Consider the following 24614-nt stretch of genomic DNA (forward strand, 5'->3'; position numbering starts at 1 on the left):
CGCCAGGGCCCTCAGCGTTCAGCGGCGTGCGTCCGCTGTACGCGCGCTCGGGCGTTGTCCTAGCGTGCTTCGCGTCACCGTGGGGGAGGCAACACCATGCCGAGTCGCGAGGAGCAGCTTGCCGGGGGAATCTACGGATTGCTGGTGGGGGATGCCCTGGGCGTGCCCTACGAGTTCCACGCACCCGCGCAGATTCCGCCGCCCGAGGACATCGACTTCCAGCCGCCCGAGGGCTTCCAGCGCGCGCATGACGGGGTTCCTCCGGGGACCTGGTCCGACGATGGCGCGCATGCGCTGTGTTTGCTGGACTCGTTGCTCTACCAGGGGCGATTGGACCCGGAAGACCTGGGCCGCCGCCTGGTGAACTGGCTGGAGTGGGGCTACCTCGCGGTGGATGGCCAGGTGTTCGACGTGGGCATCCAGACACGCACGGCCCTGGCCCTGGTCCACGCAGGGACGCCCGCGCTGATGGCCGGCCCCAAGGGCGAACGCGACAACGGCAATGGCTCGTTGATGCGCGTGCTGCCATTGGCGCTCTGGCATTCAGGCAATGACGCGAAGCTCGCCTCGGACGCGATGACTCAGTCTCGCGTCACGCATGGACACATGCGCTCCCAGGTGTGCTGTGCGCTGTATTGCTTGTGGGCCCGCCGCATCCTCCAGGGCGTGCGTGCTTCGGAGGCATGGACGGACGCGGTGGAGACGTTCCGCAATCTGTATCCCGAAGGCTTCGAGGCTCGCACTGAACTGGACACGCATGTCCTGCCGCCGGGCTGGGAGGCGCTTCGAGGCACGGGCACGGGCTACGTGGTGGATTGCCTCCGCTCTGCGCGCCAGTGCGTGGTCGAGCACGACTCCTACGCGCAGGTGGTGAAGGCCGCGGTGCGCCTGGGCCGGGATACCGACACCACCGCGGCGGTGGCGGGAGGTATCGCCGGGCTCATCCACGGCGTGAATGGCATCCCCGCGCGTTGGCGTGAGTCGTTGCGCGGGGGCGAGTTGTTACATCCCATGTTGCAGAAGCTGCTCAAGTGCGCCGTGAGTTGAGGTTGACTCGGTGTCGCCCCTCACAGGTGCTGACGTTGACCCTGTGCGGGCCCGCGCGTTTCGGGAGTGTCGTGCCGGGCGGCGACCAGGTCTGTGTGAGCGCCGCGCCGACCTCGGAGACTCAGGGGACGGACGCTGGCCTGCCCACGTTCGCCCACGTCCGCCCATGCGCGAGTCGCTGGCCCCTCCGGGACGGCGGATGATGGACACCATTCCCACCCCCTGACACACGCCTCGGTTGTTCGACGCTTGTTCAATCCCTGTCGATGGAACGAGCGGGTGACGGTGTGTTTCACACCGTCATCAACGAGCCCCGAGGGCAAGTTGCATGTTTCTGTTGGAACAGTCTGCTTATTCCGACAAGTTTGGATTGCCAGGAGTGTGTAAGGGGATAGGATGGCGACTCATCCGGGGGGGCCGGTATGGCCGGGGTGAGTCACGCAATGATTGACCAGGATGTGGGCGCGCCTGTGCTTCGGGGGCGATTCGGCCATACACGCGGGGAGAACGTGCGGACGGAGGGTACCGTGTCAACGGAGACTTCCGGCAACATGGTGCTACCACGTGGGGTCGACGCGCTGGAGGTGCGGGTGGAGGCACTGCTCGGCGAGCACCTGGAGGCCGTGCGACGGCGGGTGGACTCTCGCTTCGCCGGGCTGATGGTGGGGCAGTGGCTGGTCGCCATCGCGGTGGCGGCGGTGCTGTCGCCCTTCGCCTGGCAGGGGACGTCGCGGGTGGTGCATCCCCACTTGCACGTGGCGGTGGTGCTGGGGGGCCTGCTGTCCGCCTTCCCGCTGGTGCTGGTGCGGCTGCGGGCCGGGGACGTCGTCACGCGGCACGTGGTGGCGGTAGCGCAGATGCTCTGGGCCGCGCTCTTCATCCACCTGACGGGCGGCCGCATCGAAACGCACTTCTATGTGTTCGGCTCGCTGGCCTTCCTGGCTTTCTACCGGGACCCGGCGGTGATGGCGACCGCCACCGTCACGGCGGTGCTGGAGCACTGCCTGCGCGGCATCTGGTGGCCGGAGTCCATCTTCGGCGTGTCGAATCCCGCGTGGTGGCGCTTCCTGGAGCACTCCTTCTGGATGGTGTTCGTCAACGGGGTGCTGGTGATTGCGTGCCGCGAGACGCTGGGGGAGATGCGGCGCGTGGCGGTGCAGCAGGTGTTGCTGGAGGGCGCGTACGCGAACGAGCGCGTGGACCATGAGCACGCGCTGGCACGCGTGCGCCGGGAGATGAGCTCCTACCGCGAGCAGGCCGCGCGGGTGGAGAAGCTGGCGGCGGTGGGGCGAATGACGGCGACGGTGAGCCACGAGCTGCGCAACCCGCTGGCCGCGGCCCGCACCGCCAACGCCGTGGTCGTCCGTCACCTGCGCAAGCTGGACGTGACGCTGGCGGACCAGCGGCTCCAGCGCTTCCTGGAAATCATCGAGCGCGAGCTGGCGGTGTGTTCACGCATCTCCTCCGAGCTGCTGGACTTCGCCCGCGAGCGTCCGCTGGAGCTGCGGCCCTGCTCGCTGCACGCGTTGATGGAGGAGGTGCTGGACGTGGTGCCGGGCCGCGAAGGCGTGCGCATCCAGAACAGCGTCCCCCTCTCGCTGGAGTCGCCCTGGGTGGACCGGGAGCTGCTGCGCAAGGTGCTCATCAACCTGGTGCAGAACGCGGTGGAGGCCATGCCGGCGGGCCGTCTGGGCCGGGTGGACGTGTTCGCGGAAGGCGGCAATGGCAGCGCCTTCATCATCCGCGTGTCCGACAACGGCATGGGCATCCCGGAGGCGATGCAGGAGCGCATCTTCGAGCCGCTCTTCACGACGAAGCCCGCGGGTACGGGCCTGGGACTGTCGGTGGTGGCCAGCACGGTGCGGCAGCACGGCGGCACCCTGCGCGTGGAGAGCCGGGAAGGGGAGGGCAGTGTCTTCACCCTCTGCCTCCCGGCGGGTTGCCCCGCCGCCGAGGTCGCCCTCTAGCTCCAGGACACCTCGTACTCGCCATCCAGCAGGCCCATGGCACGCCCACGGATGTGCGTGTCGCGGGCGCCAATGGCGGCCAGCGCCGCGCGCAGCACGCCCTCGTGGTAGCTGTGCGGCATGAAGTCGCGGAACATGGTGAGGCGGCCCTGGCGCTCGCCCATCCACTCCACGTCCCGCTCGCCGTAGCTGACGGCGGTGCTGTAGCCGGACGGCAGGTTGCTGACGAGCCGGCGCGGACAGCCACCGGACAATGCCAGGAAGCTGCGCCCCACCACGGTGCTCAGGAAGTCCTGCGCGGACCGGGCGCCAATGGTCCGCATGGCCGCCTCGAAGCCGCCCAGCCGCGGCGCCAGCAACCCCGCGGCGCTGAAGGACAGCCGCAGGAAGCTGGTGATGGGGTACAGGAAGAAGGGCACGAAGGCGCGCTCGCGCGAGGCCGCCAGGCACCGCGCCGCGGCGGCTTCCCCCGCCTCCTTCCGGACCACGTCCAGCGCCCCCAGGAAGAACATGCCCCGGGCGCGGTCCTTCTCCTCCGCGCGGCTCAGCCGCCGAGCCAGCTCCGTCAAAGGTTCAGGCGTTCCCCGCTCGACCTCAAACGCAATCATGGCCACCCCTGCGCTGGGAGGCGGCACTCGACGTGCGCGCCCCTCCTGTGTGGCTACGAAAGTGAGGGAAACCGAGAAACTGTGAAAGCCCGCACCGCTGCAACCCCGGGGCAGGGGGAGCGCCATTGGTGAACAGAGTGGGGGCTGCGTCAGAGGGAGCGCCGGGCTCCAGATGCCAGGAGGCGTGGCCGCGGGCGGTGTGGTCTGAACATCAATTCACGGCGGTTGGCCGACGCTCCAACCGCCGCGTTTTGAACGCTCAGGCCTGGAAGGCTTCGCGAACCCCGTCGCGACGCAAGGTGAACAGCATCCACACGGCCACCGGGACGCCAATGACGCAGCCGGGAGACAGGATGTAGAGCGCGGTGATGCCGCCCACCGTGGCCAGTCCGTAGCCCTTCAGGTTGAGCGCGCTGATGGCGCCCCAGGCGGACAGCACCCCGCAGAGGATGCCCACCAGCAGCATCAGCGCCAGCGTGGGTGACAGCTCCAGCGTGGACGCCTCCGCGCCCGCGGGGACGAAGGGCGAGGTCACCTTCAGCGCCGCCAGCACGAAACCGGCGATGTTGTAGATGACGTTCAGCACGCCCACGCACAGCAGGAAGAAGGCGGGCGGACGGATGATGTTGAGGACCTTGCTACGCGGGTCGCTTGGGGGCAGGTGGATTCCAGGACCACTCATGAACGGGCTCGCAGTGCGCTCACGATCATCCGCGTCGCCGGGGACTTGTTGAGCGTGTAGAAGTGGATGCCAGGCACGCCGCGCGACAGCAGCTCCATGCACTGCACCGTCGCATGGGCCACGCCGAGCTGGGCCATGGCCTCCGGGTTGTCCTTCACCCGCTCGAGCTGCAACGCCAGGCGCATGGGCACGGTGGCTCCGCACAGGCGCGTGAATCGTTGGATCTGCTCGTAGTTGGTGATGGGCATGATGCCGGGGACGATGGGGACGTTGATGCCCGCGCGGCGTGCCCGCTCCACGAAGTCGAAGTAGAACGCGTTGTCGAAGAAGAGCTGCGTCACCACGAAGTCCAGGCCGGCATCCACCTTGGCCTTGAGATGACGCAGGTCGTCGTCACGGGAGGGCGTCTCCACGTGGCCCTCCGGATAGCACGCTCCCCCGAGGCAGAAGTTGAAATCCTCTTCTCGGATGAATCGCACCATCTCCGATGCGTAGCGGAACCCCCCGGGCGCGGGCTCGAAGATTGTCTGACCCTTGGGTGGGTCTCCGCGCAGCACCAGGATGTTGTCCACCTTCGCGGCCGACAGGCGCTCCAGCACGGTGCGCAGCTCCGCCGGGGTGTGCCCTCCGCATGTCAGGTGCGCCATCGCCTCGATGCCCGCCTCCTGCTTGATGCGCAGCACCAACTCCACCGTCTTCGCCCGAGTGCTGCCTCCCGCGCCTTCCGTCACGGAGACGAAACCCGGCTGCAGGGTCGCCAGGTCTTCCAGCGCCTTGAGCAGGTTCGCCTCGCCCTCGTCCGTCCGGGGCGGGAAGAACTCGAAGGAGAAGCACGGGTCGGAAGGATTCAACCGATTACGAATCTTCATGTCGCCCCCAGTGTAGACGCTCCGCGTCGTCCTTGATCGGGCAAGTCTCGCGGCTATAGTCCGCGCCGTTTTCCACACCCCTCCAGGAGAATGAAGATGGCCCGGCAAACGCCCCTCAACGCGGCACACCGCAAGCTGGGGGCCCGGATGGTCGACTTCGCTGGCTGGGACATGCCCGTCCAGTACAGCTCCGTCATCGGCGAGCATGAGGCCGTGCGCACCGGCGTCGGCCTGTTCGACGTCTCCCACATGGGGGAGGTGGAGTTCTCCGGCCCCGGCGCCCTGGACACGGTCAACGCGCTCATCTCCAACGACCTGACCCGCATCGCGGACGGGCAGGCGCTGTATGCGGGCTTGCTCGACGAGCGGGGCACCTTCGTGGACGACGTGGTCGCCTACCGCTTCAGCCCCGAGCGCATCCTCATCTGCGTCAACTCCAGCAACCGGGAGAAGGACGTCGCGTGGATGAAGGCGCACGCCAAGGGTGTGGCCCCCGTGGACCGGAGCGACGACTACGCGCAGATTGCCGTGCAGGGCCCCAAGGCCACCGGCCTGGTCCAGCGCCTGACGAAGACGGACCTGTCGAAGATTGGCACCTACCGCTTCGCCGAGGGCGAGGTCGCCGGGGTGAAGTGCCTCATCTCCCGCACCGGCTACACTGGCGAGGACGGCTTCGAGCTGTACAGCGCGGCCGGGGACGCGGTGGCGCTGTGGGACGCGCTGCTCACCGAAGGCCAGCAGGACGGCGTGAAGCCGTGTGGCCTGGGCGCCCGTGACAGCCTCCGCACGGAGATGAAGTACGCGCTCTACGGCAACGACATCGACGACCAGCACACCGCGCTGGAGGCCGGGCTGGGGTGGATCGTCAAGCTCGACAAGGCGGCCTTCATTGGCAAGGAAGCGCTGGCGGCGCAGAAGGCCGCGGGCGTGAAGCGCAAGCTGGTGGGCTTCGAGCTGACCGGCGGCGGCATTCCGCGCCACGGCTACGCCATCCTCAAGGACGGCGCGCCGGTGGGGGAGGTGACCAGCGGCACCATGGGCCCCACCGTGAAGAAGGCCATTGGCATCGGCTACGTGCCCACCGAGCTGTCCGCGGAGGGCTCCACCTTCGACGTGGACATCCGCGGCCGCGCGGTGCCCGCCGTGGTGGTGAAGACCCCGTTCTACAAGAAGCCCTGAAGCATTCCCGTTCCAACCAGGAGCAACGACATGGCCGACAACATCCCCGGCGACCTGAAGTACACCCGTGAGCACGAGTGGGCCCGCGTCCAGGGCACCTCGGTGGTGGTGGGCGTCACGCAGCACGCGCAGGAGTCCCTGGGCGACGTGGTCTACGTGGAGCTGCCCAAGGTGGGCTCCACGGTGACGGAGGGCAAGCAGTTCGGCGTCATCGAGTCCACCAAGGCGGTGTCGGAGCTGTACTCGCCGCTGACGGGCAAGGTGGTGAAGGTGAACGACGGGCTGTCGGACAACCCCTCCACCGTGAACACCGACCCCTACGGTGCGGGCTGGATTGTGGAAATCGAGCCCTCGGACCCCAAGCAGGTGGACGGACTCCTGGACGCCGCCGCGTACACCGCCCTGCTCCAGAACAGCTGAGAGTGAAGGACCGGGGACTGGTTGTTAGGGACGGTCCTCGACTTCTCGACGCACGACTCGCCTGCGAGCCACAAAGCCATGTCCTTGAACTGGAAGTACCAGGAGCCGTTTGCCGGCCGTCACAATGGTCCGGATGACACCGAGCTGAAGCAGCTGCTGTCCGCGCTGGGCGTGGACTCGCTCGATGCCTTCATCGACCAGGCCGTCCCGCCCGCCATCCGCGCCAAGGAGCCGCTGAAGCTCGCGACCGCGCGCGGCGAGCACGAACTGCTGGCGGCCTTGGAGGCCATCGCCGCGAAGAACCAGGTGTTCCGGTCCTTCATCGGCATGGGCTACCACGACACGCACACGCCGAACGTCATCCTCCGCAACGTCTTCCAGAACCCGGGCTGGTACACCCAGTACACGCCCTACCAGGCGGAGATTGCGCAGGGCCGGCTGGAGGCGCTGCTCAACTTCCAGACGCTGGTCATGGACCTGACGGGTCTGGAGGTGGCCAACGCCTCGCTGCTGGATGAAGGCACCGCCGCCGCCGAGGCCATGGCCCTGGCCCTGGCCGTGCACCAGAAGGGCGAGGAGTCCGGCGCGGCCTTCTTCGTCTCCGACGGCTGCCACCCGCAGACGGTGGACGTGGTGCGCACCCGCGCCCAGCCGCTGGGCGTGGAGGTGGTGGTGGGCGACCACCGCACGGTGGATTTGAGCTCGAAGAAGTTCGTGGGCGCGCTGGTGCAGTACCCGACCACCGACGGCGCGGTGCATGACTACCGGGCCTTCGGCGAGCAGGTGCACGCCGCGGGCGGCCTGTTCGTGGTGGCCGCGGACCTGCTCAGCCTGACGCTGCTGACGCCGCCGGGGGAGTTCGGCGCGGACGTGGCGGTGGGCAGCGCCCAGCGCTTCGGCGTGCCCATGGGCTACGGCGGCCCGCACGCGGGCTACTTCGCCACGAAGAACGCGTACACCCGCGTCATGCCCGGCCGCATCATCGGCGTGTCCGAGGACGCGCAGGGCCGCCGCGCGCTGCGCATGGCGCTCCAGACGCGTGAGCAGCACATCCGCCGCGAGAAGGCGACGAGCAACATCTGCACCGCGCAGGTGCTGCTGGCCGTCATCGCCAGCATGTACGCCGTCTACCACGGCCCCTCCGGGCTGAAGGCCATCGCCGAGCGCGTGCACGGCCTGACGGTGCTGCTGGCGCGCGGGCTGGCGAAGCTGGGCCTCAAGCTGAAGCACGATCAGTACTTCGACACGCTGCGCGTGGAGCTGTCGGCCGCGCATGTGCGCGCGGTGCTGGGCGCCGCCGAGGCGGCGCGGATGAACTTCCGCCGCATCGACGAGAAGACGCTGGGCGTGTCCCTGGACGAGACGACGCGGCCCGCGGACGTGGAGGACATCCTGGCGGCCTTCGCCACCGGCACCGGCAAGTCCTCCGCGCCGGTGTTGGCGGACCTGGTGGGGGACGGCGTGGAGAGCGCCGTGTCGCAGGCGCTGCGCCGCTCGAGCGCGTACCTCACGCACCCCGTCTTCAACAGCTACCACTCCGAGACGGAGATGCTGCGCTACATCCGGCGGCTCGAGGCGAAGGACCTGTCCCTCACGCACTCGATGATTCCGCTGGGCAGCTGCACCATGAAGCTCAACGCCACCGCGGAGATGATTCCGGTGACGTGGCCCCAGTTCGGGCGGCTGCACCCGTTCGCGCCCACCTCGCAGGCGGCCGGCTACAAGGTCATCTTCGAGCAGCTGGAGCAGATGCTGACGCAGGTGACGGGCTTCGCGGGTTGCTCGCTCCAGCCCAACGCCGGAAGCCAGGGTGAGTACGCGGGCCTGCTCGTCATCCGCGCGTACCACCAGAGCCGCGGCCAGGGGCACCGGGACGTGTGCTTGATTCCGTCCTCCGCGCACGGCACCAACCCGGCTTCGGCGGTGATGGCCGGCTACAAGGTCGTCGTCACCAAGTGCGATGAGAACGGCAACATCGACCTGGATGACCTGCGCGCGAAGGCGGAGGCGCACAAGGACGCGCTCGCCGCGCTGATGGTGACGTACCCGTCCACCCACGGCGTGTTCGAGGAGGAGATTCGCGAAATCTGCGCCATCGTCCACGAGCGCGGCGGCCAGGTGTACATGGACGGCGCCAACCTCAACGCGCAGGTGGGCCTCACCTCGCCCGGGTTGGTGGGCGCGGACGTGTGCCACATCAACCTGCACAAGACGTTCTGCATCCCGCACGGCGGCGGCGGCCCGGGCATGGGCCCCATCTGCGTGGCCAGCCACCTGGTGAAGTTCCTGCCGGGGCACCCCGTCATCCAGACGGGCGGCGCGGAGGCCATTGGCGCCATCTCCGCGGCGCCGTGGGGCAGCGCGAGCATCCTGCTCATCTCCTGGATGTACATCGCGATGATGGGCGGCGAGGGCCTCACCCAGGCCACCAAGCTGGCCATCCTCAACGCCAACTACGTCGCCGAGCGGCTCAACGCCCACTACCCGGTGCTGTACCGGGGCAAGCGCGGCAAGGTGGCGCACGAGTGCATCGTCGACCTGCGCCCGCTCAAGAAGACGGCGGGCGTGGAGGTGGAGGACGTGGCCAAGCGGCTCATGGACTACGGCTTCCACGCGCCCACCGTGTCCTTCCCGGTGGCGGGCACGCTCATGATTGAGCCGACGGAGAGCGAGTCCAAGGCGGAGCTGGACCGTTTCTGCGACGCGATGATCGCCATCCGTCAGGAGATTCGGGACATCGAGGAGGGCCGCATGCCCAAGGACAACAACGTCCTCAAGCACGCCCCGCACACCGCGCGTGTCGTCGCCGCGCCGGAGTGGAACCGTCCCTACTCGCGCGAGCAGGCCGTGTTCCCCACGCCGTGGGTCCGCGACAACAAGTTCTGGCCCTCCGTGGGCCGGCTCAACAGCGTGCTCGGTGACCGGAAGCTGGTCTGCTCGTGCCCGCCCATCGAGGACTACATGTCGCCGGAGCCGAAGGCCGCCACGGCCTGACGCATCCCGCGCATCGGGTGATGCCCTGGGCCGTCTCCCTTGTCGGGGAGGCGGCCTTCGTCTTTACGCGGGCGTGGCCAGCGCGGCGCGGTCCGGCTCCACGTGGACCACCACGTCCACCACCTGGGGATAGGCGCCTTGAAGCGTGCGCTCCACCCGGTCCGCCACTTCATGGGCCTGCGCGGTGGTGAGCTGCGGGTCCACCTCGATCTTGAGGTCCACGTAGACGCTCTCCTCCATGCCGCGGCTGCGCACGTCGCGGCAGGAGCGCACGCCTGGCACTGCCAGCGTGTGCCGCTTCACCTCGTCTGGGTCCAGGCGCGCCGTGTCGGAGAGGATGCCCACCGCCTGCCGGACGATGCCGTAGGCCACCCAGGCCACGAACACCATCACGGCCAGCGCAATCAGCCCATCCGCGCGCGGGTAGCCCAGCCACACCAGCAGCAGGGAGCTCAGTACCGCGAGCGTGACGTAGACGTCGGACATCGTGTGGCTCGCGTCCGCGAGCAGCAGGGAGCTCTTGTACTTGCGCCCGTAGTACCGCTCCACCCGCGTCACCACCATGTTCACCACCAGGGTGAAGGCCATGACGGCCGCCATGGTGCCCGTCACCTGCGGGTGCTTGTCGTTGAGCACGGAGTCGAGCGCCATGCGCCCCAGCTCCAGCATGCCCACGCCAATCATCGCGCCAATGCCCAGCGACGCGAGCGCCTCGAACTTGCCGTGGCCGTAGGGGTGGTCCTCGTCCGCCGGGCGTGACGCCACGCCCATGGCCACCAGCCCCAGCACGTTGGAGCCGCCGTCGATGAACGAGTGCAGCCCGTCCGCAGTCACCGCCGCGGACTGGCTGAGCATTCCGAAGATCAGCTTGGCGCTGGCCACCACCCAGTTGGCCACGAGGATGCCCAGCAGCACCCTGCGGACCTTCCGGTTCCGCTCCTGCTGCGCGAGGTTTCTGTCGGTGAGCGTCGTTGCTTCCACGGGGCCGCACGGTACTTCAGTGCGCGCTCAGTTGGGCTGGCGGAACAGCCGCATCTTCGGGCCGCCGCCCATCTCCATGAAGAAGCCGAACTGGAACTTCACCTTGGCGTCGTCCGACAGCAGGCCGGGCGGCGGGTTGGGGAAGGGCTGCGCGCGTTTGAAGGACGACACTGCCTCGAAGTCGAGGAAGTCGAGCCCGCTGCTCTTCTCCACCTGGATGTCCGTCACCTGGCCGCGCTCGTCCAGCGTGATTTGCAGCAGCGTGTACCGGTCCCGCCCCGTGTAGATGCCGCCGGTGGGGTCTCTCCGGCGCAGTTGCTCGTTGGGGTTCCAGTGCATGCCCACGCTCTGCTTCACGCGGTTGAAGAAGCTGGCGTACTTCCACTCACGCGTGTTGAGGAGGGTGCCATCGCCTTCCTCGGCGTCCTGCAGGTGGTCGTTGGGCGCGGCGCCCAGGACCTTGTCCATGACGGCACGAGACGGCGTCAGCGACGCCAGCCCCGGCGCGCCCGCGCGGCCCGTGGAGCCGGCTTCCTCGCCGCCGGTGCCGGGCTGGATGTTGAGGCGCTTGGAGTTGCCCACCACCTCGTCGCTCTCGTTCTGGTTGTTCACCGTCATGCCCGGACCCGGCGACGTCGGGTCCGTCTTCATCGCCACCTCGTTCTTCTTTCGGGCGTCCGGAATCTCGAAGGCGGGCTTCTGGCCACCCAGGGACACGGGCCGGTCGTCGTTGCCCATGCCGTTGTTGCCGGCCGTGCGCGGCGGCGTCTGCGCGTCCGTATTCTGGCCTTCTTGATTCTGCGGCGCCGTCCGCTGGGGCATGGCGTTCCGGTAGAAGGGCGTCTGCTCCCGAGCGCGCGTCTCCTTGTCCACGCGGTTGTTGCTCTCCGCGAGGTACTTCGCGTTCGGGTCCACCTCGTCGTTGCCGGGCGCGACGTCCACCACCTGCCCCTTGGGCGTCTCGTCGGGCTTCTTCTCCTCCGGCTTCTTGTCCTGGGCCTTGGGACGCTCCGTCGCCTGGGACTTCGTCTGGGGGGAGGCCTTGCCGCGGTTCTGCGCCCATTGGTCGGCGGTGAGCGGACGCACGGCCACGGAGGTGGGCCGCGTCACCGGCTTGCGTGCCTTCCCGTCGTCCTGGAACGAACTCGTCAGCAGCAGGGTTCCCACGTAGACGGCATGGAGGAGCAGGGCGAGCGCAATCGCCGCGGCGAAACGCCCCGCGGACGACCCCTGCCGCCTCCGGCGGCGCCAGCTTGTTGGAGAACCCGTGCTCACGGCGGGATGATAAACCTCCGAACGGGCGGACTAGTCCCGTCGCGTTCGCGGCTGAACAGGTGAAAGGTCAGGTCGATTCGCGGGCCGCGCACGGGTTTGAAGGATAACCCCTCCCAGCCTCAATAGATGGGGGCCACCTCGGCACCGTTGAAGTAGTGACGGAGGATGTCCTGGTAGCGCTGCCCGGCCTCCGCCCGGCCAATGGCGCCCGTCTGGCACATTCCTACGCCGTGCCCCCAGCCCCCGCCACGGAAAAGCCAGCCGGTGAGCCGGCCCCCGGCGTCCCGTTCGGCCTCCACCACCGCCATGCTGCTGTTGAGCATGCCGAACAGGCGGCGGATGTTGAGCTCGCCGCGCACCTGGGTGGCCCCCTTGTCGCCGGACACGGTCAGCACGGCCGCGCGGCCGGAGACGCCCCGGTCCGTCAGCGCCAGGGCCTGGACGCGCCCCACGCCCAGCCGCTTCAGGCGGGTGTCCACCTGCTCGGCCGTGAAGCGCTTCTCCCACCGGAACTTGCTGGGCTGCGCGAAGCTGGACAGCCGGCAGGCCGCCGGGAGGTTGGCGGTCGTCAGCCAGCGCTCCAGGCTGGCGGGCAGGGGATGGGCGCCCACGGGGCCGATGACGTCCGGGCGGCCACGCAGGCTGGGGTCCGGAGGCCCGCCCCACACCACGTCGTTGTCCTCGGTGTGGCCGCCGCAGACGGCGCTGTAGACGGAGTCCACCAGGCGGCCGTCCTCGCTGAAGAGGCCCTCGCCCCGGGTGGCCTCCACCGCGGCGGTGGTGCTGGCGGCCTCACCGGTGCGGCCCCGATAGACGGCGCAGTGCTGCTCCGAGCACAGGAGGTAGGGGTCCGCCAGGTGCTTGATGCCTACCTTCGCCAGCACCTCGCCACGCGCGGTGACGGCCTGGGCCTTGAGCGCCTCCGAGTGGGCGCGGGCGAAGATTTCCGCGGGGACCAGGCCCTTGAGCAGGTCCTCCAGGGGGACGACGTTCACCACCGCCAGTAGGCCCGAACGGTCCACGACGAGCTGGAGCGCGCCCCGGAAGGTGCGGTCCTCGAAGCCGTGGAAGTCGTAGCCCACGCCGTATTCGACCTGGCGTACGTCGAAGCCCGCACCGTCGGGCGTCTCCGCGTCCAGCCGGTCCTGGGCCATGCCCACGACGACGCCCGCCTCGTCGCGCACCTCCAGGATGGCCTTGGAGGGCGTGCGCACCTCTTCAAAGAGCGTCGTCTGGACGCCGTGGCTGCGCAGCAGCTCTGCCTGCTTGAGGCCGGCGGCCTCGGGCGTGAGGACCTCGTCCACCAGCAGCAGGGTGCGCCGGTTGTCGATGACCTTGCCGGCGATGCCGTAGACGGAGCCCAGGACCTGGGCCCGGACCGCGAGCCCCTTCTCACGCCATGACGCCAGCGCCGCCTGGAGTCCCGCGCGGTCGGCCATGCGGAACTCAGCCAGTTGCACGCGCGCGGACAGCACCGCCGGGCTCCCCTGCGTCACCCGGACCGTCCAGCGCGTGCCCGCGGCGGCGTCGAGCATCTTCTCGTCGGGTCCTCCGAAGCGCAGGCGCATCCGGCCTCGCGGAGAGAAGGTGACCTCGTTCCGGCCCTCCATCAGGCGCACGGGGACGCGAGGCTCACCCCCACGGAAGTCCAGGCGCTTGAGGTCTCCCGGCGTGGGAATCCCCTGCGCCAGCGGGTCCTCTAGCGGCGGTGGCTCCGTGCCCGGTGACGGTGCCTCGTGGCCGTCGGGCGCGGTAGCAGGTTCGCTGCCGGTCGCGCCAGACGACGCTCCGGGCGTGTCCAAGGTCTCCGGTCCAGGCGCCGATGCGTCCGCGCCGGTCGCGCCCGCTTCGCTGTCCTGTGGGCCTGATGTGGCCTCGGACGATGACACGACGGCCGGCCCGGTCGCGGATGCACGGGGACTGTCAGCCGCGGGTTTCGAGGCCACGCAGGCGGAGAGCAGGACGGCGGCGAGAAGCTGTGTGACGGCGTGGCGCACGGGGGGCGACACCGTACTGTCGCACCTCCACGCTGTCACGGACCGTTCGTCGTGCGCCCGCCGGGCAGGCTGGCTGGTACGTGTCGGGACTCCAGGGGATGAATAGCGCACAGGGCTTCCGGCGTTGCCCCTGCTCATGAAAATCCGACACGGCAACTGCCTGAAGCTGACGTTCCTGGCGACGAGCATGCTCCTGCTGAGCTCGGCGGCCTGCTCGGGCTCCGACAGTGGAGGGACGCCTGTGCCCGTTCAGAGTCTGGCCCCTCGCCCCGTGCCCACGCCCGCGCCTGGGCCGGCGCAGTCGCCCACGCCCACTCAAACCTTCGCCACGCGTCCGCCCGTCGGCGTGCAGGCGGTGGCGGGGACTCCGGTGGCCGCGCTGCCGGACCACACGGACCATGTGAACATCGAGGACCCTTCGCCCCAACCGGTCGTCAACGCCACGGCGATGGCCGTCGCCGCAGAGGCGCCCGTCTACACCCGTGAGTGGGTGGTGAGCACGTCGGGCAACGACGCCGGGGACGGCAGCGCCGCGCAGCCGCTGCGCACGCTCAACAAGGCCATCGGCCTTGCCAGCCCGGGGGAGCTCATCCGAGTCCTGCCCGGCACCTACGCGGAGCGCGTCATCATCGGTGACAACGCGAAGCCGGGAACGGCCGACGCGAAAATCACGCTCCAGGGCGAGGGCAACCCGCGCATCGTCCTGGGCCCCGGTGACCACGGACTGGTGCAGGTGCGCCAGCCGCATTGGATCATCGACGGCTTCGAAATCGATATGGAGGGGCAGACGCCCTTCGCCGTGACGTTCGAGGGCGACGTGACGGGCTCGATGCTCGTCAACTCGGACCTGCACGGCGGCACGGGCGGCGGCGCGGTGACGACGTTCAACAACGCCACCGGGCCCATCATCGAGAACAACCACATCCACGACTTCGTGAAGACCACCGACAACGAGGACTCGCACGGCGTCGTGGTGCAGCCCACGTCGCGCGACGTCACCGTGCGCAACAACGACATCCACGACAACTCCGGTGACTCCGTGCAGTGCCTGGGGCCCGAGGGCTTCAGCAACCTGCCGCCCGCGGAGAACCTGCTGGTGGAGAACAACCACTTCTACGGCAACCGCGAGAACGCCGTGGACATCAAGACGTGCTACGGGGTGACCATCCGCAACAACCGGATGCACCACTTCCTCCCGACCTCCACGGCGCGGGGGGATGTCGTCGTCATCCACTACTCCGCGAGCAACGTGCTGGTGGAGGACAACGAAATCTACGACGGCGCGAAGGGCATCGCGGTGGGCGGCACCCGTGACGGCGCCATGCCCACCGGCGTCGTCATCCGCCGCAATCGCGTGTACGACATGACCGAGGCCGGGGGCGGGGAGGGCACCGGCATCCGCCTGGAGAACTCGAAGGGCACCCGGGTGGTGAACAACACCGTCACCCGCGCGGCCACGGCGCTCATCATCGGCCATGGCACCGGCGGCCCCACCCAAGCCCCGGTGGTGCAGAACAACATCTTCGCGGAAGCCCCCATCGCGGTGAGCATGGGCCCGATGGCCCCGGGGATGAAAATGGGCAACAACCTCTTCCCAGCGGGCGCCCAGTTCAAGAAGGACGGCAAGCCCGTGGACCTCACGGCCTACCAGTCCACCTCGGGAGACACCACCTCACGCCTCGGCTCGGCGGACCTCGGGGCGGCGTTCGCGCCGGGGCCCATGGCGCTGGACTCGGGCGCCGACATCGGCATCCCGTTCTGCGGTGGGGGGCCGGACATCGGCGCGGTGGAGCTCGGCTGCTGACCCGTCCACTCAGCCCCTGAAAAGGACAAGGCCCGATGCGGAGTGACTTCCGCACCGGGCCTTGTGTCTTTGAGGCGCCACCCGGATTCGAACCGGGGAATGAAGGTTTTGCAGACCTTTGCCTTACCACTTGGCTATGGCGCCGAGACGATGGGGTCGGCTTTATACGCAGCCCGCCACCGCGCGGTCAAGGATGCAACAGCTGCCTGCGGTGCATGCGTCCCGTTACCATGCCGGTACCAGAAGGTTCCACCCCGGGTGTGCGTGCGCACGGACACCCGACAGGACGAGGTGTTCGAAAGATGCTTCACGGCCAAGGGCTGTACCTGGAGGAGCATGACGCGTTTCGTCGCACGGTACGTGCGGTGGTGGAGAAGGAGATTCGTCCCTTCGTGAAGGAGTGGGAGGCCCGGGAGGAGTTCCCCCGGGAGCTCTTCACCCGCTTTGGCGAGCTGGGCTTCCTCGGCCTGAAGTATCCGGTGGAGTACGGGGGCTCGGCCGCGGGGGAGCTGTATGAGGCGGTGTTGCTGGAGGAGCTGGGGCGCTGTGGCTCGGGCGGTGTGTCCGCGGGGCTGGGGGCGCAGTTCACCATCTCCACGGGGCCCCTCCATCAGTTCGGCACGGACGCGCAGAAGCACCGCTGGCTGGCCCCCGCCATCCGGGGCGAGAAGATTGGCGCGCTGGGTATCACCGAACCGGACGCGGGCTCGGACGTGGCGGGGCTGCGCACCATTGCCCGGCGCGAGGGCGACAGCTACGTCCTCAACGGCTCCAAGACGTACATCACCAACGGCGTGCGCGCGGACTTCGTGGTGCTGGCGGTGAAGACGGATGCGTCCGCGGGTCACAAGGGCCTGTCCATGGTGGTGGTGGAGAAGGGCACGCCGGGCTTCTCCGTGGGGCGCAAGCTGGACAAGCTCGGCTGGCGCGCCTCGGACACCGCGGAGCTGTTCTTCGAGGACTGCCGCGTGCCCGCGGAGAACCTGCTCGGCGTGGAAGGGCAGGGCTTCGCGCAGATCATGGGCAACTTCCAGTGGGAGCGCCTGTCGCTCGCGTTGGGCGCGGTGGGCGCCATGGAGGACATGCTGGAGACGGTGCTGGCGCACGTGAAGTCACGGCGTGCCTTCGGCCAGTCGCTCCACCAGTTCCAGGTGGTGCGCCACAAGCTGGCGGAGCTCTTCACTGCGCGCGAGTCGGCGCGTCAGCTCACCTACCACGCGCTGCGCCTGCACGTGGCCGGCGAGTGGGCGGTGGCGCAGACGTCCATGGCGAAGAAAGTGGCCACCGAGACGTGCTGCCGCGTGGCGGATGAGTGTCTCCAGCTCCATGGCGGCGCGGGCTACATGATGGAGTACGACATCCAGCGCCACTGGCGTGACGCGCGGCTGGGGCCCATCGGCGGTGGCACCAGTGAGGTGATGAACGAAATCATCGCCAAGCAGCTCGGCCTGTAGGGCGGGGGCGCGGTGCGGCACGGCGCCCCGCCTGTCACGTGGAGGGCAGGCGGGGGAGCGGCGTGGGAAGAGGCCCTTGGTGCTCCGGGTTACTCGAAGAGACCCCGCGGAGGTCACCGTGGAGCCCATCATCGTCTGTGCCGAGCTTTACATGCGTCTGGGGGACGACGAAGTGCTCGTCCTCGACTGTCGCGACGCTGCCGATTGGGAGCGTTACGACCTGCACATCCCAGGCGCCTTGCGGATGACGTCCGCGGAAATCGCCCGCGACCACCACATGCTCCCGGATGACGAACTCATCGTCTTGTGTGGCTGCTCGCCGGACGGAAGGGACACGCGCCGTGTCTGCCGGCTGCTCCGGATGAAGGGCCGCGAGGCCGTCTGCCTCGACGGCGGACTGCTCGCATGGGTCACAGGTGGCTTCCCCACGGAGCGGCACACCCGGGCGCCCGTCGCCGCGCTGCCCCACTGAGCACCAGGGTGGGTGCGGTGCGTCGTCAAACGGTGTTATGGAGCGGCGACATCCTCCTCTGGAGACTGGAGAAACGCCCCCATGGCCAGGCTTCGCGCGGCCCTCATCGGTGCCACTGGACTCGCCGGACAGCAATTCATCGCCGCCCTGAAGAATCACCCCTCCATCGAGCTGACGGGGCTCGCGGCCTCGCCTCGCTCGGCGGGCAAGACGTATGCGGAGGCGTTGAAAACGGCGAGTGGCATGACGGCCTGGTTCGTCCCGGAGCCGCTGCCCGCCGAGCTCGCCGGCATGAAGGTGGTGGCCGGTGACGCGCTCGAGGCCAAGGACTACGACCTGGTCTTCTCCGCCGTGGAGGCGGACGTGGCACGCGAGCTGGAGCCTCGGCTGGCGAAGGACATCCCGGTCTTCTCCGCCGCCAGCGCGTTCCGATACGAAGAAGACGTCCCGTTGCTGATTCCCCCCGTCAACGCCGCGCATGCGCCCCTCATCCGGGAGCAGCAGCGCCGGCGTGGCTGGAAGGGCTTCATCGTCCCCATCCCCAACTGCACCACCACCGGCCTGGCGGTGACGCTGGCGCCGTTGGTGGAGCGCTTCGGCGTGAAGGCGGTGCTGATGACCAGCCTCCAGGCCATGTCCGGCGCTGGCCGCTCGCCGGGCGTCATCGGCATGGACATCCTCGACAACGTCATCCCCTACATTCCCAAGGAGGAGCACAAGGTCGAGGTGGAGACGAAGAAGATTCTCGGCGCGCTGCGTCCAGCGGGTGACGGCCTCACGCCGCATGACGTTCGGGTGTCCTGCACCTGCACCCGCGTGGCGGTGATGGAGGGCCACACCGAGTCCGTCTTCGTCTCATTGGACAAGAAGGCGACTGTGGCCGAAGTGACCCAGGCCCTGCGGGAGTGGAAGGGCGCCGAGCTGGCTCGGAACCTGCCGTCCTCCGCACCGCGCTGGATTGAGGTGCTGGACGATCCCTTCCGACCCCAGCCCCGTTTGGACCGGGACACGCATGGCGGTATGGCCACCACCGTCGGACGCATCCGCGAGGATGGCGTCCTGGAGAACGGCTTCAAGTACGTGCTGGTGTCGCACAACACCAAGATGGGAGCCGCGCGAGGCGCCATCCTCGTGGCCGAGCTGCTGTTGGCCCAGGGCTTGGTGGGCTGAGCCCCGCTTCCGGCGAAGGGGTGGCACAGATTCAGGGTGCCATCGTCAGCTCGAACCACTACTCTGCGCGCCCACGGACGCGCCTGGTTTCAACCGAGAGGAGACTTTTCAATGGCCTACGTCGTTGCCGACCCTTGCATCAAGTGCAAGTACACCGACTGTGTCGAGGTGTGCCCAGTCAACTGCTTTTACGAGGGTGCCAACTTCCTGGTCATCCACCCGGATGAGTGTATCGACTGCGGTGCTTGCGAGCCGGTGTGCCCCACCAAGGCCATCTTCCCGGAGACGGAGCTCCCGGAGCAGTGGAAGGAATACAAGGCGCTGAACGCCGACCTGTCCACCAAGTGGCCCAACATCGCGGAGAAGAAGTCCGCGCTGCCCGAGGCCGAGGAGTTCAAGTCGAAGGACGGCAAGCGCTCCCTGCTGGATCCGGCGCCGGGCTCGTAGTCCACGGACCGTCGCGTGTCCCGGAAGGCCCTTTTGCCCGACGGCGAGAGGGCCTTCTCCGTTGCGGGGGAACTACTCCGCGCGCAGGGAGCTCAGCTTCAACCCGCGCGCTTCCAGCGCGTCGCGCAGCCGGCTCAGGTCCTCGGCCGCCACAGGGCGGTGCCGGCCCTGGATGCGCAGCGACACTTCGCGCGGGCCCGTGCGTTCGACCTCTACCGTGGCGTCCAGGTGCCCGTGCAGGCTCATGCTGAGCGCGGGCCGCTGGGACTTCACGAACACCTCGATGCGCTCGATGAGCGCCATCGCGGCCTCGGCGCGTGCGGCGGGGTTCACTTCCTCGGCCGGGGCGTGTGCGGCGCCTCCCGCGCTCGCCGTCACCGCCGTGGCGTTCTCCGAGCCCATCGGCTCCTGAAGAGGCCTCTTCTCATCCGGAGGCGGTGGCCCGGGAGCCGGCCGTGCTTCGGGTTGGACTGGAAGGGCGGGGCGCAGGTCCTTCGACAGCTCGCGGGCGATGAGGTCGTGGAGCCGTTGTTCCGTGCGCTCCTGGCCCAGGGCCTGGGACTCGCTCCGGACGGTGCCCAGCCGCTGGACTTCGACATGCATCGCCTGCCGCTTGAGTCCCAGGCTCTCGGGGCTGGAGACAGCGCCGCGCTGGGCGGTGAGCACGGGCCCCGCGGCCCGGGCCAGCAGGGTGGGCGTGGGGCCCGTGCGCGCGGCGCTTCGGGGGCTCAGTCCCGAGCGTTGGGGCCTGGGTTGGGTGCTGCGTGCGTCCGCTTCGTCGAGCGCTTTCTTGAAGCGCTCTCCGTCGGCGGATGACTTCGTCTGTCCGGAGCCGGTGGTGGGCTCGCGACTGTCGACCTTCATGGCATCCCTCGTGCGGTGGGCGCGGGGAGCAGAGCAGGGGGCGTGCCAGCCCCCGCATCGATAATCGCTTCAGCCCGTCCCCTGGAAAGCGGTACCGCCGGGTGGACGGGCGTCCAGGCGTGGGATGCGGCTCAGCGGTTCTTACCGAAGGCGCCGGGCTGAATCGGCGCAAGTCCGGTCAGGTCGTTGACGGCCAGGGGGCACGCGGCCACGGCGGCCGGGTCCGCCAGGGAGGGCGTCTTCGTCCAGTCCCGCTCGGGGAAGATCAGCGCGTCGCGCAGCTCGATGGACGTCAGGCCCTTCTTGTACTCCCAGAAGCGGCCCCGCACGAGGACGCGGGAGCCCTTGAGCAGCTTGTTGAGGTCCGTGTACTGCGTGTCCTGCAGCTTCGCGGTGATCTCCACGCGCGGGCGCTTGGGCGCCTTGCCGAAGTTGAACTCGAAGCGCTCCGTCGTCGGCGCCTCGGGCTCCACCCACAAGAGCCGGGCCAGCATGTAGGGGGCCTCTGGCTCCTCGTCCTTCTTCAGGCGCTTCTTCTTCGGCTTCTCGAGCTTGACGTCCACCAGCTCCAGCGCGCCGAAGGCGACCTCGTGGTCCAGGTAGTTCTCGCGGAAGAGGGCCTCGGCGGTGGACGCGCCCACGGACGTGGCACGCTGGACTTCCTGGGCGTAGCGCTCGCGCAGGGCGGGCAGGGTGACCAGGAAGCTGTCCAGGGGCTGTACGCCATTGGCGAGGAAGCGAAGCCGCCCCATGTCGATGGCCGGGTAGTAGGGCGCCAGGGCTTGCGCCGTCACCAGCCACTCCTGGGGCAGTTTCCGGTCGATGAGCACGCGTCGCACCATGGCGACGAGGAAGGCGTTGCCAGGAAACCGCTGGTTGACGAGCTGGGTGTTGAGGGCGTTGACCAGCACCGGGTCCAGCATGAAGTTCTCATCACGCTTGTGCAGCAGCACACCGGTTTCACCCATCAGCGTCAGCATGGCCCCGAGCACCTGGGCGCAGCCGGCATCCTGGGTCCCCTGCTTGAGCCCCTGGTTCAGCTTCGACCGGGCGAAGCGCTTGTCCAGGTCCTCCTCGCGGAAGACGGGGGCCTGACCATTGCCGAAGAACAGCTCTGGCTGGGCGGTGGCGGGCATGGCCGACAGGGCCAGGGCGAGTGCGAGCAGTCGGTTGAAGCGCATGGCGCCTTGCAGCCTACCACGGCGCACGGACCCACCGTGTGGCCCGACCGTAGCGGCAGGCGGGCGGGCCACAGGGTGCAACCCCGGCGTTCCACGGTGCTTTTTCCGCCTGTTGACCTCGCGGGCTTTTGTGTACCTTGCCCGCGACATGGCCTCTCCCACGGATACTTCCGCGCCCGTCACCATCACTCAGATTCAGAGTGAGGCGGAGCTCATGCAGGCGCTCGCCATCCGCGAGGTGGTGTTCATCGAGGAACAGGCGGTTCCCGAAGGCATCGAGCGCGACGCCGAGGACGCGCACGCCTACCACGTCATCGCCAACCAGGGGGGCCACGCCATCGGCACGGGGCGCCTGGTGATGCTGGCGCAGCCTCCGGCCAACCAGGAAGGCACGTGGGGGCAGATTGGCCGCATGGCCGTCCTCCAGGCGCACCGCAAGGCGCGCGTGGGCTCCATGTTGCTGACGTCGCTCGAGGAAGAGGCGCGTCGGCGTGGCGTCAACGGCATCATGCTGCACGCCCAGCTCTACGCGCTGGAGTTCTACAAGAAGCACGGCTACCTGCCGGTGGGCGGCGTCTTCGAGGAAGCCGGCATGGAGCACCTGGAGATGCACAAGCGCTTCTGAGGTGGCCTCAACGGCGCGGTGGCCGGGGGGCAGGCGGTTGGGCATGCCGCGGATCCTCGGGCCACGAGTGCCGGGGGTACTTGCGGCACAGCTCCTTGCGGATGGCGGGGTAGTGCCGCTCCCAGAAACCCGCGAGGTCGGTCGTCACCTGGACCGCGCGCATGTTTGGCGCCAGCAGGTGCAGCACCAGCGGGACGCGCCCCGCGCAGACGTTGGGCCCCTGCGCCATGCCGAAGAAGTCCTGGAGTCGCGACTCGACCCAGGGCGGCTTGCCCGGCTCGTAGTGGACCTTGACGCCGCGGCCTCCGGGCAGCGTCACCCGTTCCGGCGCATGCGTGGCCAGCAGCCGCTGCTGCTCGGAAGTGAGACGTGCGTAGAGTGCGTCCAGCAGGGACACCCCTTCCAGGTCCTTGAAGCTGCGCGCGTCCGAGCAGAGCGACGCCAGCGCATCGCGCAGGAAGGTGTCGTCAACGGTGGGGAACTTCGCCTCGGGAAAGGCCCCGGCCAGCAGGGCCACGCGGGTGCGCCACTGCTCCAGGGCCTCCGGGTCCGCGAACTTGCCAGGCCCCGCGGCCAGCGCGGCTTCCACGAGCACGCGCGCGGTGGCCTCCGAGGCGGGCGCGGGCGTGCGGGTCTCCTCCAGGACGAGGTTGCCGTAGGACAGGCGGGTGAGCCGCTCCACACGCCGGGCCTCGGCGTTCCACTGGAGGGTGTCCACCTCCTCCAGCGTGTCCGGGTAGAGGTCGAGCAGCCATTCCGGCTCCACGGCGCTGGCGAGCCGCACCACGGCGCCCTTGCCAGGGCGTTCTTCGGCGTCGGCGGCCACCATGAGGTCGGCGTCCTGGACCACGCTCACGTCTGACAGCGTGGCCGACCCTCCTCCGAACATCAGCAGCTCGGGCGCACGGGGCCGGCGCCGCCGGGCGACGCGGTCGGGGTAGCCGGCGAGCACGCTGAGCATCAGCGCTTGCTCCACGTCCTCGGGCCGCTGGGGCCGGGTGCCCTGTCCACGCACCGCGCGCCGCAGCTGCTTCTGGACCCGGTCCACGGACTGCACGGCGCCGGCCTCCAGGGAGAGGGAGTGCATGCGGCCCGACGCGAAGTTCGCGCGCTCGGCTTCGCGGAAGCGCTCGAACAGCTCCAGCAGGTCGGACGGCCCGCTGACGATGGCGGCCGGGCGTCCTCCCTGGCCCAGGTTGGCGCGGGCCTCGCGGCGGATGTCGCGTTCGCCCATGAGGGCGGCCAGCACGGCGGCTTCGGCCCCCACGCCCCGGCGCTCACCCTCGACGATGATGCGCGCCTGACGGGGGTGGACGGGGAAGCGCAGGAGCCGTTCGCCCACCTCCGTGACGGTGCCGGCGGAGTCGACCGCGCCCAGCCGGCGGAGCAGCGTCTCCGCGGCGTCCAGGGACGCGGCCGGGGGCGGCTCGAAGAAGGGGAAGGCGGCCAGGTCGGTGATGCCGGACGCGCGCAGGGAGAGGACGGTTTCGGCCAGGTCCGTGCGGCGAATCTCCGGGGCGTCCTGCTCCGGGCGGCCGTCGAAGTCGTGCTGGGTGTAGAGGCGCAGGCAGTGGCCCGCGCGCGTACGGCCCGCGCGGCCCGCGCGCTGGATGGCGGAGGCGCGGCTGACCTTGGACAGCTTGAGGGTGGGCAGGCCAGACCAGGGGGAGTGGGAGGCGACGCGCGCGAGCCCGGAGTCGATGACCACCGCCACGCCGTCGATGGTGACGGACGTCTCCGCGACGTTGGTGGAGAGGATGATCTTCCGCCGCGAACTGCGCCGCACGGCGCGGTCCTGCTCGGCGGGGGACAGGTCGCCGTGGAGGGGGAGCACGTCGGTGCCGTGGCGTTCGGCGAACTCGGCGCATGCGTCGCGTGCGCGGCGGATTTCGCCGGCGCCGGGGAGGAAGACGAGCACGTCGCCATCCACGCCCTGGGTGAAGAGCCGCTTGATGCCGGAGAGCACCTGCTGGTCCAGGTGTCGGTCATCGGGCGCGGGCAGGTACTCCACACTCACGTCGAAGCGCCGGCCCTCGGAGCGGAGCGAGGGACACCCGCCGAGGTACGCCCGGATGGGCTCCGCCTCCAGCGTCGCGGACATGACGACGACCTTGAGGTCGGGGCGCGCCGTCTCCTGGAGGCGCCGCAGCAGGGCCAGGGAGATGTCCGCGGACAGGTGCCGCTCGTGGAACTCGTCGAGCACGACGATGCCCACGTCGCGAAGCTTCGGGTCGGAGAGCAACCGGCGGCCGAGGACGCCTTCGGTGACGAAGGACAGCCGCGTCTTCGCGCTGCGCACGTCCTCGAAGCGGACCTGGTAGCCCACGGACTCGCCCACGCGCTCGCCCAGCTCCTCGGACACGCGCTGTGCGGCGAGCCGCGTGGGGAGCCGGCGTGGCTGGAGGACGATGATTTCCTTCCCCTGGCCGAGCCCCGCCTCCAGGAGCGCGCGAGGCACGCGCGTCGTCTTTCCCGCGCCGGGAGGCGCTTCCAGGACGAGCGACCGCGCGCCACGCAGCGTGGAGACGATGTCCGGCAACAGGGGATCGATGGGAAGCGCGACGTCCGCCATGGCCCG

The 24614-nt window shown here is 69.2% G+C and carries 20 protein-coding genes and 1 tRNA gene; 11 read left to right on the top strand and 10 right to left on the bottom strand.

Features of this window, described 5'->3' with window-relative positions:
• The first annotated feature begins 96 nt into the window (after nt 1-96).
• A complete protein-coding gene (locus FL344_RS18830; protein WP_141619491.1) occupies nt 97-1047 on the top strand; it encodes an ADP-ribosylglycohydrolase family protein in 951 nt (316 codons plus the stop codon).
• Nucleotides 1048-1490: 443 nt separating this feature from the next.
• The gene (locus FL344_RS18835) at nt 1491-3014 is read left to right on the top strand and encodes a sensor histidine kinase (protein ID WP_141619492.1); all 1524 of its coding nucleotides are present in this window, start codon (nt 1491-1493) and stop codon (nt 3012-3014) included.
• On the opposite strand, the gene FL344_RS18840 is transcribed toward FL344_RS18835, so the two are convergent.
• The 3 genes from FL344_RS18840 to metF all read right to left on the bottom strand — a co-directional run bounded on the left by FL344_RS18840 (nt 3011) and on the right by metF (nt 5173).
• Nucleotides 3011-3622 (bottom strand): DUF2378 family protein, encoded by a 612-nt coding sequence (locus tag FL344_RS18840; protein WP_228558186.1) that lies wholly within the window; start codon nt 3620-3622, stop codon nt 3011-3013. The two genes, FL344_RS18835 and FL344_RS18840, sit on opposite strands and share 4 nt — an antisense overlap.
• Nucleotides 3623-3881: 259 nt before the next feature.
• On the bottom strand, nt 3882-4304 hold the full coding sequence (locus FL344_RS18845) for a hypothetical protein (protein WP_011553094.1): 423 nt from the start codon (nt 4302-4304) through the stop codon (nt 3882-3884).
• Nucleotides 4301-5173, bottom strand: coding sequence for a methylenetetrahydrofolate reductase [NAD(P)H] (gene metF, locus FL344_RS18850; protein ID WP_141619493.1), 873 nt, complete (start codon nt 5171-5173; stop codon nt 4301-4303). The genes FL344_RS18845 and metF overlap by 4 nt, the downstream gene beginning before the upstream one ends.
• 96 nt (nt 5174-5269) lie before the next feature.
• On the opposite strand from metF, the gene gcvT reads away from it, so the two are divergent.
• The 3 genes from gcvT (at nt 5270) to gcvP (ending at nt 9766) form a co-directional block, all read left to right on the top strand.
• On the top strand, nt 5270-6352 hold the full coding sequence (gene gcvT, locus FL344_RS18855; RefSeq protein ID WP_141592074.1) for a glycine cleavage system aminomethyltransferase GcvT: 1083 nt from the start codon (nt 5270-5272) through the stop codon (nt 6350-6352).
• A 30-nt stretch (nt 6353-6382) separates the two neighbouring features.
• A complete protein-coding gene (gcvH, locus tag FL344_RS18860) occupies nt 6383-6772 on the top strand; it encodes a glycine cleavage system protein GcvH (protein ID WP_090492958.1) in 390 nt (129 codons plus the stop codon).
• A 78-nt stretch (nt 6773-6850) separates the two neighbouring features.
• Nucleotides 6851-9766: an aminomethyl-transferring glycine dehydrogenase gene (gcvP, locus tag FL344_RS18865; protein WP_141619494.1), complete on the top strand. Its 2916-nt coding sequence runs from the start codon at nt 6851-6853 to the stop codon at nt 9764-9766.
• Between the two features lie 63 nt (nt 9767-9829).
• Here the strand turns inward: gcvP and FL344_RS18870 are convergent, their stop codons facing one another.
• The 3 genes from FL344_RS18870 to FL344_RS18880 form a co-directional block, all read right to left on the bottom strand.
• Nucleotides 9830-10747, bottom strand: a complete 918-nt coding sequence (locus FL344_RS18870; protein WP_141592072.1) for a cation diffusion facilitator family transporter — start codon at nt 10745-10747, stop codon at nt 9830-9832.
• 27 nt (nt 10748-10774) lie between these two features.
• The gene (locus FL344_RS18875; RefSeq protein ID WP_141619495.1) at nt 10775-12022 is read right to left on the bottom strand and encodes an energy transducer TonB; all 1248 of its coding nucleotides are present in this window, start codon (nt 12020-12022) and stop codon (nt 10775-10777) included.
• 119 nt (nt 12023-12141) lie between these two features.
• Nucleotides 12142-14058, bottom strand: coding sequence for a SpoIID/LytB domain-containing protein (locus tag FL344_RS18880; protein ID WP_141619496.1), 1917 nt, complete (start codon nt 14056-14058; stop codon nt 12142-12144).
• Between the two features lie 85 nt (nt 14059-14143).
• On the opposite strand from FL344_RS18880, the gene FL344_RS18885 reads away from it, so the two are divergent.
• Nucleotides 14144-15823 carry a nitrous oxide reductase family maturation protein NosD gene (locus FL344_RS18885; RefSeq protein WP_141619497.1) on the top strand — a complete coding sequence of 560 codons (1680 nt, stop codon included), beginning with the start codon at nt 14144-14146 and terminating at the stop codon, nt 15821-15823.
• A 72-nt stretch (nt 15824-15895) separates the two neighbouring features.
• Here the strand turns inward: FL344_RS18885 and FL344_RS18890 are convergent.
• Nucleotides 15896-15967: transfer RNA gene (locus tag FL344_RS18890), tRNA-Cys, on the bottom strand.
• Between the two features lie 158 nt (nt 15968-16125).
• On the opposite strand from FL344_RS18890, the gene FL344_RS18895 reads away from it, so the two are divergent.
• From FL344_RS18895 to fdxA, 4 genes are all read left to right on the top strand, one after another.
• Nucleotides 16126-17277 (top strand): acyl-CoA dehydrogenase family protein, encoded by a 1152-nt coding sequence (locus FL344_RS18895; protein ID WP_141619498.1) that lies wholly within the window; start codon nt 16126-16128, stop codon nt 17275-17277.
• 118 nt (nt 17278-17395) lie between these two features.
• On the top strand, nt 17396-17749 hold the full coding sequence (locus FL344_RS18900) for a rhodanese-like domain-containing protein (protein ID WP_194863160.1): 354 nt from the start codon (nt 17396-17398) through the stop codon (nt 17747-17749).
• An 81-nt stretch (nt 17750-17830) separates the two neighbouring features.
• Nucleotides 17831-18919 (top strand): aspartate-semialdehyde dehydrogenase, encoded by a 1089-nt coding sequence (gene asd / locus FL344_RS18905; protein ID WP_141619500.1) that lies wholly within the window; start codon nt 17831-17833, stop codon nt 18917-18919.
• Nucleotides 18920-19030: 111 nt separating this feature from the next.
• A complete protein-coding gene (fdxA, locus tag FL344_RS18910; protein WP_011553106.1) occupies nt 19031-19366 on the top strand; it encodes a ferredoxin FdxA in 336 nt (111 codons plus the stop codon).
• A gap of 72 nt (nt 19367-19438) precedes the next feature.
• Here the strand turns inward: fdxA and FL344_RS18915 are convergent, their stop codons facing one another.
• Both FL344_RS18915 and FL344_RS18920 read right to left on the bottom strand, forming a co-directional pair.
• The gene (locus FL344_RS18915) at nt 19439-20230 is read right to left on the bottom strand and encodes a hypothetical protein (RefSeq protein WP_141619501.1); all 792 of its coding nucleotides are present in this window, start codon (nt 20228-20230) and stop codon (nt 19439-19441) included.
• A 131-nt stretch (nt 20231-20361) separates the two neighbouring features.
• Nucleotides 20362-21411, bottom strand: a complete 1050-nt coding sequence (locus FL344_RS18920) for a hypothetical protein (RefSeq protein WP_194858496.1) — start codon at nt 21409-21411, stop codon at nt 20362-20364.
• A gap of 148 nt (nt 21412-21559) precedes the next feature.
• Between FL344_RS18920 and FL344_RS18925 the strand changes: the two genes are divergently transcribed.
• The gene (locus FL344_RS18925) at nt 21560-22036 is read left to right on the top strand and encodes a GNAT family N-acetyltransferase (RefSeq protein WP_090492980.1); all 477 of its coding nucleotides are present in this window, start codon (nt 21560-21562) and stop codon (nt 22034-22036) included.
• 7 nt (nt 22037-22043) lie between these two features.
• Here the strand turns inward: FL344_RS18925 and hrpB are convergent, their stop codons facing one another.
• Nucleotides 22044-24608, bottom strand: a complete 2565-nt coding sequence (gene hrpB / locus FL344_RS18930) for an ATP-dependent helicase HrpB (RefSeq protein WP_141619502.1) — start codon at nt 24606-24608, stop codon at nt 22044-22046.
• Nucleotides 24609-24614: the final 6 nt, after the last annotated feature.

It is taken from the genome of Myxococcus sp. AB036A, from assembly GCF_006547355.1.
Classification (GTDB): Bacteria; Myxococcota; Myxococcia; order Myxococcales; family Myxococcaceae; genus Myxococcus; species Myxococcus virescens.

Coding starts and splice junctions, on each gene's coding strand:
- FL344_RS18830 (WP_141619491.1), top strand. CDS start 97: ATGCCGAGTCGCGAGGAGCAGCTTGCCGGGGGAATCTACGGATTGCTG.
- FL344_RS18835 (WP_141619492.1), top strand. CDS start 1,491: ATGATTGACCAGGATGTGGGCGCGCCTGTGCTTCGGGGGCGATTCGGC.
- FL344_RS18840 (WP_228558186.1), bottom strand. CDS start 3,622: ATGATTGCGTTTGAGGTCGAGCGGGGAACGCCTGAACCTTTGACGGAG.
- FL344_RS18845 (WP_011553094.1), bottom strand. CDS start 4,304: ATGAGTGGTCCTGGAATCCACCTGCCCCCAAGCGACCCGCGTAGCAAG.
- metF (WP_141619493.1), bottom strand. CDS start 5,173: ATGAAGATTCGTAATCGGTTGAATCCTTCCGACCCGTGCTTCTCCTTC.
- gcvT (WP_141592074.1), top strand. CDS start 5,270: ATGGCCCGGCAAACGCCCCTCAACGCGGCACACCGCAAGCTGGGGGCC.
- gcvH (WP_090492958.1), top strand. CDS start 6,383: ATGGCCGACAACATCCCCGGCGACCTGAAGTACACCCGTGAGCACGAG.
- gcvP (WP_141619494.1), top strand. CDS start 6,851: ATGTCCTTGAACTGGAAGTACCAGGAGCCGTTTGCCGGCCGTCACAAT.
- FL344_RS18895 (WP_141619498.1), top strand. CDS start 16,126: ATGCTTCACGGCCAAGGGCTGTACCTGGAGGAGCATGACGCGTTTCGT.
- asd (WP_141619500.1), top strand. CDS start 17,831: ATGGCCAGGCTTCGCGCGGCCCTCATCGGTGCCACTGGACTCGCCGGA.
- fdxA (WP_011553106.1), top strand. CDS start 19,031: ATGGCCTACGTCGTTGCCGACCCTTGCATCAAGTGCAAGTACACCGAC.
- FL344_RS18915 (WP_141619501.1), bottom strand. CDS start 20,230: ATGAAGGTCGACAGTCGCGAGCCCACCACCGGCTCCGGACAGACGAAG.
- FL344_RS18920 (WP_194858496.1), bottom strand. CDS start 21,411: ATGCGCTTCAACCGACTGCTCGCACTCGCCCTGGCCCTGTCGGCCATG.
- FL344_RS18925 (WP_090492980.1), top strand. CDS start 21,560: ATGGCCTCTCCCACGGATACTTCCGCGCCCGTCACCATCACTCAGATT.
- hrpB (WP_141619502.1), bottom strand. CDS start 24,608: ATGGCGGACGTCGCGCTTCCCATCGATCCCCTGTTGCCGGACATCGTC.